Raw genomic sequence first — 13,371 nt, forward strand, 5'->3', positions numbered from 1 at the left:
GTAGATAAGAATGAAAATCATTCTCAATTAGAAAAGCTGAACAGTCTCGTTCAGCACCGACAGAAAAATAGGAAAAGATGATTGTGCCGCTCTTAGGCACGAGCAGATTTTATCTTTTTTCCGAGATGTTAGGCTGTAAAGCTAGACAAAGAGAAAAGCTGAACAGGCTCGTTCCTCTTTTGAGTAATTCATTCCAGCAAGTAGAAAAACGGAGCAAGTATATGAAAAAAATAGGCCTATTTGTTCTCTTACTCCTTTTGATTGTATTATCAATTTTTGTCGGGGTGAAAGATATTTCTCTGACACAATTATTTCAATGGGATTCACAGCAACAATTAGTATTGTTGACTACAAGGCTGCCTCGAACGATCAGTTTAGTGATTGCCGGAAGTACGATTAGTATCTCTGGATTGATCATGCAGCATTTGACACAGAATAAATTTGTATCACCAAGTACAGCAGGAACGATGGACAGTGCGCGTTTAGGGATTTTAGTCGTGATGATTCTTTTTCCTACAGCACCGTTATTATTTCGATCGTTTATTGCATTCTTGTTTGCGTTTGGTGGGACATTGATTTTTATTTATTTAACGCGCTTTTTACCCGCAAAAAATCAGGTCATGATTCCACTGATTGGTGTGATGTTTGGCAATATTATTGGCTCTGTGGCAACCTTTTTTGCGTATCAATTTCAGTTAGTTCAAAATATGTCTTCCTGGTTACAGGGGAATTTTTCAACCGTGATGAAAGGAAATTATGAACTGCTTTATCTCACTATTCCCTTATTGATTGTTACGTACCTTTTTGCTTATCGTTTTACAGTCGTTGGCATGGGCGAAGATATGGCGACAAATCTGGGATTGAATTATCAACGCATCCAATTGTTTGGGCTAGGTATCGTGGCTTTATCAAGTGCAGTTGTTTTGATTATGGTAGGAAACATCCCGTTTCTAGGTGTAATTGTTCCAAACTTGGTATCGATGCGTTATGGCGATCATATGAAAAATACGCTGGCGATCACAGCAGTTGGTGGAAGTATCTTTTTATTAGCATGTGATATTTTAGCTCGTATCGTGATTGCACCTTATGAAGTACCAGTAAGTGTAGTTGTCGGAGTGCTTGGCAGCTTTATTTTTATCGCATTATTGATGAGGAGGAAAACAGCATGAAAAAATTCTTCCAATCATCAACAGTAAAAATCCTATTATTATTGATTGCTGTGATTGCGGTTTGTGCCTTGTATTTGTCCTATAAAACCTATGGAAATTGGGCTTTTTCCTTAGAACTTAGAGGAAAAAAATTGTTGGCTTTTGTATTTGTCGGGATTGCGGCAACATTTTCAACAATCAGTTTTCAGACGATGACACAAAATCACTTTTTAACGCCGAATATTTTGGGGTTGGATTCATTGTATGTTTTTATTCAAACCTTGCTATTTTTCTTTTTAGATGGACAACAACTTTTAGGGAATGAAACGATTGCTACATTTCTTTTGAACGTTTTATTGATGGTCAGTGCTAGTATTATGTTGTCTCGATTTTTATTGAGAAGAGGCGGAAATGATCTGTTCTTATTGCTGATGATCGGGATTATATTAGGCACATTTTTCAATAGTATCAGTACGTTCCTGCAAGTTGTGATGGACCCAAATGAATACGATTTACTACAAGGGAAATTATTTGCCAGTTTTGGAAATGTGAATAGTCAGCATTTAGTTATTGCCGGTATTTTGATCACTTTTTTAATAGGCTTTTTATGGATAAAAAGCCATGCTTTAGACGTTTTACATTTAGGTAATGAGCAAGCAACTAGTTTAGGCATCAATGTTCCAAGGTTTCAATTTATTTTATTGACAGTGATCAGCGGTTTGATTGGATTATCAACGGCCTTAGTAGGACCAGTGACCTTTCTCGGCTTCATTGTGGCAAATATGAGCTATCAGTTGATGGGAACATATAGACATCGGGAGTTATTCTTAGGCGGTAGTTTATTGTCCATCCTTTTATTAGTTTTTGGACAGTTTCTGGTTGAGCAAGTATTTCAGTTGAATACGACGTTAAGTATCGTCATTGAATTTGGCGGTGGCGTTTATTTTGTCGGAAAGATTATTAGTGAAAGGAAGCAGCGCAGATGATCGAAATCAAGAATGTTTCAAAAAGATATGGTGAAAAAATAGTTGTTTCAGAAGTTCAATTGCCAATCACGGAGCAAAAATTAACTGCTTTTATTGGTCCAAACGGCGCAGGGAAGAGTACGCTGCTTTCAATGATGAGTCGATTAGTTCCTAAAGATACAGGTGAGATTTATTTGGATCACAACGAAGTAAAAACGTGGAAGCAAAGTGAATTGTCAAAAAAACTATCGATTTTAAAACAATCAAACGGGATTAATTTGAAAATCACGGTTAGAGAGTTAGTTAATTTTGGGCGATTTCCATATAGCAAAGGTCGTTTGAAAAAGGAAGATCATGAAAAAGTTGAAGAAGCGATGAAGAATCTTGGCTTATTAGATTTAGCAGATGAATTGATTGATACATTGTCAGGCGGTCAATTACAGCGAGTCTATATTGCCATGGTTTTAGCACAGGATACGGATTATATTTTGCTGGATGAACCGTTGAACAATTTGGATATGAACTTTGCTGTTCAAATGATGCAAACGTTAAGACGCTTAGTGGATGAATTTGGTAAAACAGTCATTATTGTGTTGCATGACATCAACTTTGCAGCAAGCTATGCAGATGAGATCGTCGCCATGAAAGACGGGCGCCTATTCACTCACGGAAGTACCGATGACATTATCCAATCAGAAGTATTAAATAAGCTTTACGATATGAATATCCGCATTTGTGAAATAGAAGGAAAAAGATTTTGTATGTATTTTAACTAGAAAAGGCTAACGTGCGTAGCTGGATCAAAAAAGGCGAAACAAACATGTTAAGTCAAGGTATAAAAAAATTAATTAAACTGGGGGAAATAAAATGAAAAAAAAATTTTTAGTAGCTGCAACAATCTCAATGGTCGCACTGCTTACATTAGGTGCATGCGGCAATAACGATAAAAAAACAACAGATGGGTCGGCATCGAAAGACTCAAGCGCAAATGCCACAACAGTTACTGTAAAAGATTCAAATGGTTCAGTCGAAGTTCCTAAAAATCCTGAAAAAGTTGTTGTTTTTGATAATGGTTCATTAGATACGATGGATACTTTGGGTGTAGGTGATACAGTTGTTGGTGCACCAACAAAAAATTTGCCTAAATATTTAGAAGACTATAAAAAAGTAGAATCAGCTGGTGGAATCAAAGAACCAGATTTAGAAAAAATTAACCAAATGAAGCCAGACCTGATCATTATTTCTGGACGCCAACAAGATTTCCAAGATAAATTAAGCAAAATCGCGCCAACAATTTATCTAGCAGTAGATGCCAAAGATACATGGAACTCTACCAAAAATAATATCGAAACATTAGCTGAAATTTTTGATAAAAAAGACGAAGCGAAAACAAAAATTGCTGACTTAGAAAAAGAAATTGCAGATGTTAAAGAAAAAGCGCAAGCAAGCGATGAAAAAGCATTGGTTGTTTTAGTAAATGAAGGTCAACTTTCAGCGTATGGGACAGGTTCTCGTTTCGGAATCGTTCATGACACATTCGGTTTTAAACAAGCAGATGATGCAATTGAAGCATCAACTCATGGTCAAAGTGTTTCTTACGAATATGTATTAGAAAAAAATCCGGATATTTTGTTTGTTATTGATCGGACAAAAGCAATTGGTGGCGATGACACAAATGACAACGTAGAAAATAATGAGTTGGTCAAACAAACGAATGCTGGTAAAAATGGTAAAGTTATTTCATTACAACCGGATGTTTGGTACCTTAGTGGTGGTGGATTAGAATCTACACACTTGATGATCGAAGATGTACAAAAAGCGTTAAAATAGAGATATAACGGCTGCTAAAGTGAGTAGCACATATGCATAATAAAAAAAAAACAATCTATTCTTTCTTATCCATACGTAATGATAAGAAGGGTAGATTGATTTTTTATGTTGGTCTAATTCGATTGCTCTAATTTTTCAAAAAGCATGTCTTTGCTGACGGGATAGACAATGGGTGTTGTATTAGTCAGAAGTTCTGCATCTATTTTCACGGAGTAAACTCTATTGCTTTCATATAATTGTAAAAAATAAGAAGAGCTGATACTATCCATAACGACTCTATATTGCGTGAAGTCAATCTCTCCATCAGGTTTAATATCGATCCCTTTTGGAATGGTGACACTGTCTAATACATGGAAAATATTGTTCACCGTTTCTTCCATTGTTGTACTCGTTACCATATTGTATTTTAAAAATGCAGCTCGAACAAAACGATCCGTTGAGACATAACTTCCAGGAAGACCAAAAGTCCCTGATCCCTGTCCAAATGGAGTTAGGGTCAATGGGCCTAATTTTTGTGACGGGTTATTTGTTGGTTTGATTGAAGCATACTGGTTTAAATTTTGCAGGTGCCATTCTAAGTTGGGGCTATTTGCCATGACACCGATTGGATTGTCTTTTAGGATCAATTGTTTTTGATTGGTTTCAATTGTAATTGTTTCACCTGAAGAATCAGTCACAATAAAGTGAAGTGGTACGGTAATACCTAATAAAGCTACTGGGCAATCAACTAAAGTAATTGTTCCAATTTTTTCTTTGATTTCAGCAATCGAGCTATTTTCTCCTAATAGCCACATAATAAATTGATGCGGGGCTAAGTTTTTCTGACCTGCTACACTATCTGTAGCATAATCCGCTTCATTTGGATAATATAATTCAGCGGCAACAACGCCTTTTTCATTGACCCCATCTGCAAAGATATAGTCCTCTAATTTTTTTCCTGTACCTACAAAAGCATAGGTATTTTGATGAACTTCTCCATTAAAAGAAGACCACTCAAATCCTCTAGGCATAAAAATTGGTTGCCCTTCAAGTAAAAAACTAAAGTCCATTGTTCTAGATAAATAATGTTGTTGGTCTTTAACGGATACGGTAAAGCTTGTACACATAAAATTTCCTCCTCGCATATTTTTTTCGTTTAGCGTACTTATCATATATAGGTACTTTCTATATTCAATAGACCATGATATAACACGTATAGTTGAAACAATCAAAGAACCAATTTTTTAACTGGCTGTTGGGTCTTGATACCTATTTTTTCTACAATACTTGAAAAAACAGAGATATCACCAGAAGTGTAGATATAAGTATCAGTGCCGGTATTTTGTTCAATAGGTTTGTTCAAAAACACTTTATTCGCCACAAGCGCTTGATAGTGCGCTGGGTTAATGAACGTAATTTTAGGATACAACTTTTTAAAGTGATCTTCTACAATCGGATAATGTGTACAGCCTAAAATGACAGAATAAATCGCATTTTTTTTTAAAATCAACTGCATCTCTTTTTGAATTTCGGCCTCAATTTTTTTAGTCGTAAATTCTCCGCTTTCAATAAGTGCTGCCAAAGTAGGACTACCTTGACCAATGACTGTGATATGCTTATTTTTTTCGTGAATTTTTATAGGATATTCTTGTGATTGGACAGTGTCAACTGTGGCAACTAAACCAATTTTTTTTGGGTTTAAGACTGTTGCAATATAATTTGAAACAGGCTGGATAATCCCAATAAGTTTTATCGGGCAATCTTTTTGAAGTTTCTCAATAACAGTTGAAATAGTATTGCAAGCAATGCAAATGAAGTCAACCTCTTGAGATAAAAGAAAATCGATTATTTTTTTTGATAATTCGATAATGTCTTTTTGACTTCTATTACCATAAGGACAGTTACCACTATCACCATAATATAAAATCGTTGCATCAGGAATTATTTTTTGAAGTTCATTTACAACCGTCAGGCCGCCTACACCACTGTCCATCACACCAATTTTTAACTGCATCTCGTTTTCCTCCATCATTTTTTCCAGTGATTACATGTACTTTAACATACCATGTAGGTATTTTTTTTCAAAATTATTCGTTTTTTTTGATCAGAAAGTAAAATAAAATGAAAGCGTCTGTATGAAAGTCTATTTTTAAAATTTAGTCGAATGAACAGACGAAATAAATGAGTAAACGAGCGTAAATGCAACGTACTATGATTGGTGGGAGGTTTTTGTGTTGATAGAATCATATATTGAAAAAGATATTCTAATAAAAACAGAACTTATCAATTCTCTATACCAAGGTGAAACGATTGGAGTTTCAAGTGCTAGTCAGCTTTTTCAACTATCTTCTGCAACGTTGATTGACTACATAGAAGAAATTTGTGAGCGATTAAAACCATATGTATTAGCTAAAAATTATTACTGTGGTGAGTATAAAATAGTATTGGCTACTCATCTACCAGTATATGTTTATCAGAAGTTGATTTTTAAAGAATCAAGGTTTCTGCAAGGGGTATTATTGTATTTGCAAGAGTGCACTCATTACTTAGAATTTGTTGAAAAATTATATATTTCTGTCGGTTCTTCTTATAGTTTAAAGCGCAAAGTGGAACAAGCATTCAATCAATTAGGGTTAAGATTTGAAGAGATAGACGAATTAGGGTATCGTTTATTGTGTATGAATATTAGTTTAAAAGTAACGCCTGTATTTTCTATGGAAAAAAACAAGGGATTTCAGAAATGGTTAAATTATTTTTTTACAGTGATGATCGAAAAAGGATTCATATTATCACCAGAAAATAAATATTATGTGTCGATGGGGTTTCTAACCGCATATAATAGAAGAGAACATTGTGTTCAGTATACAAAAAAGCGCAAAAAAATGTTAGAACAATTAGAGATGTTTCAGTGTTTAAAAGAATTTTATACATTAAGTGATTTAGAGAATTATTTACCTATAGATGAACTCTACTTTTTAACGATCATTCTCAATTCCTGTCACTATACATTTGCGACAATCAATAGATTTAATGAGCATTATACGCAATTAAATAACGTCTTTATTTATGGAAAAAGAGGTTCAATTGAACTTGTAGAACGGTTTTCAGGACAATTTAAGGCAGAGGTAAAAGAGAATCAATTCTTTATAAACGCGGTGACAAAATTGTTGAAAACAGCCTATTTGAATGAGCAACTATTGTTCCCATCACAGTCTGTCCATTTAAACGAGAAAGAGATCGCCACCTATCAAAAAATCAATTACGTACTCGGTTCTCTTTCAAAGGAAACCACAACTAAATACACGTTTAATGAAAATTATGTTAAACGATTTACCAAAGAAGTGATTTTTTTATTGGATCAAAATGAAAAGGTTACAAGTGCTTTTGTGATTTTAACAAATAAACTTTATAACTCGTTGATTATGAGTATTTTTCAAGAAAAGAAAGAATACTTAAATATCCCTACAAAGCTTTTTAATTCATATAAAGAATTGGATCAAGTCGATGAGCGGATCGTAAAAAATGCGATTATTTTTTACGATGACATTCTAGAAGCGCCAACGATTCCTGTTAAATCAGCAATTCCGATCAACGTAAAAACTATTTGTGGGCGATTTTCATAGCTAATAAATAACTTATTGGGAAAGAGGCGAACAAAGCATATGAAATTCATAAGAGAAAAAGGCTTCTATCTCATGATAGTTGTATTATGTAGTGAGATCATCATACCAATCATATTGGCTCAGTACTATCCTCATTATCACTCTATATCTATGCCTATTAGCGCGTTAGGAGAAGATGGTAGCCCAGTTCAATTCTTGTTTAAAAAATGGCAACTAGTGAATGGCTTATTATTTTTATTAACCATACCAGCATTTTATACCCATTTTAAAAAAACATCTAAAAAAGCTGCAGCTTTTTTAGGCGGATCGATTGCAGCATTTGCAATTTTAGACTGTATTGTTTCAGGATTGGCTAATCATGTAAGTGATTCTAATGAGAGAGGTTTTTTAGCAAAGGTTCATTTATACGGATCAGGGATAGGGCTTGCAGGATTATTGATCGGTGTATTTTTACTCATCTATTTAAGCATTCTTGAAGAAAATAGGCCGTTGCTTTTATTCTCTAGTATAACGTTTGTCGGCGCAGTATTTTCAATGCTGATTCTTTCTAGAATAAGTAATTTTACTGGTATTTCTCAAAGAGTGAGTCTATTTTTATTATATAGTCCGTTTTTTGTTGTTTCGGTAGGAATGGTAAGAAAAAAATAAAGCGAAAAACAAGTAGTAAAAAAATCAATGATGATGAAGGAGTGTATGACGTATGCATTGGGCTTATGAAGCAGCAAATATATTATTAAACAACTATCCAGACAGGTTAGAATTAACGTGCGCATCAGGCGTTAGTCCTTCTGGATATATTCATGTCGGCAATTTTCGAGAGGTTGTAACCACTTATTTTGTGACGGAAGCATTAAAAGATTTAGGAGGAAATCCTAGATTTATCTTGTCATGGGATGATTATGATCGTTTAAGAAAGATTCCTGCAAATGTATCTGGCGTGAATGAAGATCAGATTGGGCGTCCATATACAAAAGTACCATGCGCTTTTGATGAAGAAGAAAGCTACGGCGAATTTTTTGAGAAAACATTTGAAGCAGATTTAGCGAAAATGGGTATTACGCCTGAATATATATATGAGACACAGCGATATGAGTCTGGCGTATACGATGATTATATAATAAAAGCGATGGAACAAAGAAGAGAAATTTATGACATTTTAGAAAATTTCCGAACTGAAAAATCAAATGAAGAGGCACGAGAAAAATTCTATCCTATATCGTTGTATTGTGACACGTGTGGTCATGATAGTACAACAATTACAAATTATGACGAACGCACAAAAAAAATCGACTATACGTGCCATTTTGGACATACTGGCTCACAAGTGATCGGGCAAAAACAAAAAGTGAAATTACACTGGAAAGTTGATTGGCCAATGCGTTGGAAATTTGAAAAAGTTGTATTTGAGCCAGGAGGAAAAGATCATTCTTCGAAAAATGGCAGCTTTGATGTCGCTAAAATGGTTGCAAAAAAAATCTTTGATTATACAGCACCAAACTATGAACCGTATGATTTTATAAACATAAAAGGACAAACGCAAAAAATGTCTAGTTCTGCAGGGAATATTATTACACTAACGGATTTATTAGCTATCTATACACCTGAGTTGATCTTTTATCTTTATGCCAAATATCTACCAAAAGCACAGTTTGATATTGGCTTAGATACGGATGTGTTGAAGAATTATACAGAATTTGAACGGAAAGTGTCACAATCAAGAGAGAATCCTGATCAAGATGAGTTGACCGCACAAATGATTAAATTGACGAAAATAAATCTTCAAAAAAATTATCCATCCTTTTCACATACGGTTAGCATTTTATCCTTAACAAATAATGACCAACAAATGGCCAAAGCTATTCTTTTAAAAGAAGCACCTTACACTTCAGAAGAGTTAGATCATATTGTTCCTAGAGCAGCCTATTGGATTGAAAATGATGCAGATAATCACTTACTAACGATTCAAACAGAACAAGACAACGTATATTATGATAGCCTTTCACAAGAGATTAAAGAAACGCTTAATAAATTAGCTGAAATCTTAAAAAACAATCCTGATTTAACGGGTGATGAGTTGATGCAAACAGTCTATGATTTGGTTAAATCAGAAGATAAACAAGAACGACGTGCAAAACAAAAAGAATTGTTTCAAGCGATTTATCAATTAACGTTGAAAAAAAATAGTGGACCAAGAATCCCCTTGCTGATTCAAGTGATTGGACGTCCTCATTTTATAGAATTGATTTGCAATTAACATATTTGAACGGTTGAATAGAGATGTTTATAAGAATAAAATGCGAGAATAGTAATAAAAGAAAGCGATTGAAAATTGTGGTTGACGCTCGTTATTTTTATGTGCTACAATCCATGTAATACATTCTCTATTAGAAATAAATGTGAAGACAAGGAAAGTATTTTTCAGATAACTCAAAGAGAGTCTCGGCTGGTGGAAAGAGATAGTGAAGATGAAAAGGAAAATGGCCTTTGAACAAATTGATCGAACACGTTAAGGTCAATTCAGGTGCGCCTGTTACAGCGCCTCAGTATGATTGTACTGAAAGAGTGGGCTTATGTTAAGCCAATTGAAGGTGGTACCGCGAAAGTTTATAACTCTCGTCCTTTTACAGGATGAGAGTTTTTTGTTGCAATCATAGAAAGAGAAATCTTACTAGTAAATCACTGCTATCGTTTTGATCACATCAATTTCTAAGAGCCAATGAGCTAAGAATCAAAGGACGACGAGTGGTTTTGCCGATAGATGATTCACAAGATTTGAGACAAGAGAAGAAAAGTCATTTTACTCAGCTTTTTCGACGTTTACACAATCTGGTAGGAGTAGTTAATGTATACAGATACTGAAGGGGGAAACAAAGTGAAGAAATTAGTAGTCGTAAGTGTAGTATTAACGGGATTATTATTAACAGCATGCGGGGGCAACGACAAGAAAGAAACAACCCAGAGTGAAGAGGGAAAAATCGCTACAAGTCAAAAAATCAAAATCAGCTCACCAGCGCCGCTTTCAACATTAGACACAACACAAACAATGGACAAAAACACCTTTACGATCGTTCAACACCTTTTTGAAGGCCTGTATCGTTTTGATGATGACAGTACACCAATTCCAGGATTGGCAGAAAAAGTTGAGATCAGTGAAGATGGTTTAACGTATAAATTTACATTGAAAGATGATATAAAGTGGAGTAATGGAGAACCGATCACCGCACAAGATTTCTTATATTCATGGAAAAAACTTGTAACACCAGCAACGATCGGTCCAAATGCTTATTTGTTAGACAATGTAAAAAATAGTAAAGCAATTCGCAATGGTGAAAAATCAGTAGATGAAATCGGGCTATCCGCTCCAAGTGATAAAGAATTTGAGGTAACATTAGAACAAGCACAACCGTCATTTTTAACCGTTGCATCAATCGGTTGGTTAGCGCCGCAAAATCAAGCCTATGTTGAAAAACAAGGAAAAGATTACGCAACAGACAGCGAGCATTTGATTTACAGTGGTCCATTTATTTTGACGGATTGGGATGCATCATCAGATACGTGGACATTAAAGAAAAACCCTGAATATTACGATGCAGATAAAGTGAAATTAGAAGAGGTCAAAGTAAATACCATCAAAGAAGAAAATACTGGCATCAATTTATATCAATCAAATGAATTAGATCTGACTCGAATCAGTGGTCAATACGTTCAACAATACAGCGATGAGGCAGGCTATGTTACACATTCTGATGTAGCAAATTACTTTTTAGACTTCAATAAAAAAGAAGGTACAGCGCCAGCTAATATTCACTTAAGAAAAGCGATCGCACAAGCAATCGACAAAGATGCTTTAACAAAAAGTGTACTAAATGATGGCTCAAAACCATTGAACGGTTTGATTCCAAGTGGACTATATAAGAATCCTGAAACATCTGAAGATTTCAGAAAATTTAGTGGCGACTATTCAATATATGATGTGAAAAAAGCACAAGTCGAGTGGGATAAAGCCAAAGCAGACCTAGGTGATAAAATCAAATTATCACTATTAGTCTCTGATGATGATAATGGCAAGAAAATCTCTGAATATGTACAAAGTCAATTACAAGAAAACTTAGAAGGATTAGAAATCACGATCAATGCTCAACCAAGAAACAATGTTTTAGAAACACGTAAAGAGAAAAACTATGAACTTTCGTTATCAGGATGGATTGCTGGAAGCAGTGATTTAGACTCGTATTTCAATTTGTATGCTGGAGAATCTGCCTATAATTATGGTTCATACAAAAATGCCGATTACAACAAATTAACCACGGATGCTCGGACAATCAATGCAAATGACCCGGATAAACAATTTGATGATTACAAAAAAGCAGAAGAAATTTTATTAGATGAAGATGCAGCTCAAGTACCACTTTATCAAAGTGCATCTAACTATTTGATCAATCCAAACATCAAAGGAATCAGCTACCACTTGTACGGTGACTATTTCAATCTTAGAACAGCCTATTTACAAGAATAGAGGTGTTTAAAAAGTTGAATAGTTGAAAGGAAGGAGAACACGATGTCTCAATTATTAGATAGATTTATTCGCTATGTCAAAGTCAATACTCGTTCTGATGCGGCTAGTCAGACAATTCCAACCACACAAGGACAAGTTCAATTTGCTCGAATCATTGAAAAAGAATTAGCTGAAATTGGCCTTTCTGAGATTCAGTACAATGAAAAAAATGGTTTTTTAACAGCTGTTTTACCAGAAACTTCAACGGAGGATGTACCGACGATTGGATTTATTGCACATTTGGATACTGCGGATTACCATGCTGAAAACATTCAACCAACTATTTTTCCAAACTATGATGGACAAGATGTTGTACTGAATGAAAAACTGGGAATCATCATGGAAACAGAAGAATTTCCCAATCTAAAAGACTACGTCGGTCAAACATTGATCACAACAGATGGTACTACCTTACTCGGCGCAGATGACAAGGCGGGAATCGTAGAAATTTTAGACGCAGTGGAGTATCTACTGGCACATCCTGAAATTCCTCATGGAAAAGTATTGCTTGCTTTTGGACCTGATGAAGAAATCGGACGTGGAGCAGATCGATTTGATGCAGCAAATTTCCCAGCGGCATTTGCCTATACAATAGATAGTGGTAGAGTCGGCTGCTTTGAATATGAAACATTTAATGCTGCCCAAGCAGTGATCACGATCGAAGGGACTAGTGTCCATCCAGGAACGGCTTATGGAACGATGGTGAATGCAATCAAGCTGGGTGAAAGAATAGATGCTCGATTGCCAAAAGAAGAAGTTCCGGAAAAAACACGCGGCTATGAAGGGTTTTATTTATTGACGAAGTTTATCGGTAGTTTAGATCACGCTGAATTGACGTATATTATTCGAGATCATGATAAGGAACTTTTCCAAAAAAGAAAACAACAACTCACAGATATCGTCAATGAATTAAATGAAACCTTAGATAAAAAACGAATCACGATTGATTTTCTAGATCAGTACTACAACATGAAAGAAATCATTGAAAAAGATATGACACCTGTTGAGCTTGCGGTAAAAGCGATGGAAAATCTTGGAATCAAACCAGACATCCAACCTTTTCGTGGGGGAACAGATGGGTCAAAAATTTCGTTTATGGGTATCCCGACCCCTAATCTTTTCACAGGCGGCGAAAATTTCCACGGGCAATATGAGTTTATCACGCTAGAATCAATGGCATTAGCATCAAAAACAATCGTAGAAATTATTAAAGAAAATGCTGGTAAATCTAAGGATTGAAAAAATCTTTCATTTTTTATATAAAAAATACT

At 35.0% G+C, this 13,371-nt stretch carries 11 protein-coding genes and 1 other annotated feature; of the genes, 9 read left to right on the top strand and 2 right to left on the bottom strand.

Annotation, left to right across the window (positions count from 1 at the left end; genetic code table 11):
- Window positions 1-221 precede the first annotated feature (221 nt).
- The 4 genes from fitA (at window position 222) to fitD (ending at window position 3,943) form a co-directional block, all read left to right on the top strand.
- Window positions 222-1,169, top strand: coding sequence for an iron chelate ABC transporter permease FitA (gene fitA, locus AC4BC4_RS01370; protein ID WP_490476525.1), 948 nt, complete (start codon window positions 222-224; stop codon window positions 1,167-1,169).
- Entirely contained in the window at window positions 1,166-2,134 is a 969-nt protein-coding gene (gene fitB, locus AC4BC4_RS01375; protein WP_490476526.1) for an iron chelate uptake ABC transporter family permease subunit FitB, read from the top strand. Before fitA ends, fitB begins: the two co-directional genes overlap by 4 nt.
- Window positions 2,131-2,889: an iron chelate ABC transporter ATP-binding protein FitD gene (gene fitC / locus AC4BC4_RS01380; protein ID WP_490476527.1), complete on the top strand. Its 759-nt coding sequence runs from the start codon at window positions 2,131-2,133 to the stop codon at window positions 2,887-2,889. Before fitB ends, fitC begins: the two co-directional genes overlap by 4 nt.
- A gap of 91 nt (window positions 2,890-2,980) precedes the next feature.
- Window positions 2,981-3,943 carry an iron chelate ABC transporter substrate-binding protein FitD gene (fitD, locus tag AC4BC4_RS01385; RefSeq protein ID WP_490476528.1) on the top strand — a complete coding sequence of 321 codons (963 nt, stop codon included), beginning with the start codon at window positions 2,981-2,983 and terminating at the stop codon, window positions 3,941-3,943.
- A gap of 113 nt (window positions 3,944-4,056) precedes the next feature.
- On the opposite strand, the gene AC4BC4_RS01390 is transcribed toward fitD, so the two are convergent.
- Complete coding sequence (locus tag AC4BC4_RS01390) at window positions 4,057-5,049, bottom strand: choloylglycine hydrolase family protein (protein ID WP_490476529.1); 993 nt, start codon at window positions 5,047-5,049, stop codon at window positions 4,057-4,059.
- Between the two features lie 101 nt (window positions 5,050-5,150).
- Complete coding sequence (gene murI, locus AC4BC4_RS01395; RefSeq protein ID WP_490476530.1) at window positions 5,151-5,936, bottom strand: glutamate racemase; 786 nt, start codon at window positions 5,934-5,936, stop codon at window positions 5,151-5,153.
- 220 nt (window positions 5,937-6,156) lie between these two features.
- Between murI and AC4BC4_RS01400 the strand changes: the two genes are divergently transcribed.
- From AC4BC4_RS01400 to pepT, 5 genes are all read left to right on the top strand, one after another.
- Window positions 6,157-7,545 carry a hypothetical protein gene (locus AC4BC4_RS01400; RefSeq protein WP_490476531.1) on the top strand — a complete coding sequence of 463 codons (1,389 nt, stop codon included), beginning with the start codon at window positions 6,157-6,159 and terminating at the stop codon, window positions 7,543-7,545.
- Window positions 7,546-7,617: 72 nt separating this feature from the next.
- Window positions 7,618-8,193, top strand: coding sequence for a DUF998 domain-containing protein (locus AC4BC4_RS01405; RefSeq protein ID WP_490476532.1), 576 nt, complete (start codon window positions 7,618-7,620; stop codon window positions 8,191-8,193).
- A gap of 52 nt (window positions 8,194-8,245) precedes the next feature.
- Window positions 8,246-9,799, top strand: a complete 1,554-nt coding sequence (gene lysS, locus AC4BC4_RS01410; protein ID WP_490476533.1) for a lysine--tRNA ligase — start codon at window positions 8,246-8,248, stop codon at window positions 9,797-9,799.
- Between the two features lie 136 nt (window positions 9,800-9,935).
- Window positions 9,936-10,169, top strand: a binding site (T-box leader).
- A 218-nt stretch (window positions 10,170-10,387) separates the two neighbouring features.
- The gene (locus AC4BC4_RS01415; RefSeq protein WP_490476534.1) at window positions 10,388-12,061 is read left to right on the top strand and encodes a peptide ABC transporter substrate-binding protein; all 1,674 of its coding nucleotides are present in this window, start codon (window positions 10,388-10,390) and stop codon (window positions 12,059-12,061) included.
- A gap of 42 nt (window positions 12,062-12,103) precedes the next feature.
- Window positions 12,104-13,339, top strand: coding sequence for a peptidase T (gene pepT, locus AC4BC4_RS01420; RefSeq protein WP_490476535.1), 1,236 nt, complete (start codon window positions 12,104-12,106; stop codon window positions 13,337-13,339).
- Window positions 13,340-13,371 lie beyond the last annotated feature (32 nt).

It is taken from the genome of Enterococcus sp. AMC1086 (assembly GCF_058216575.1).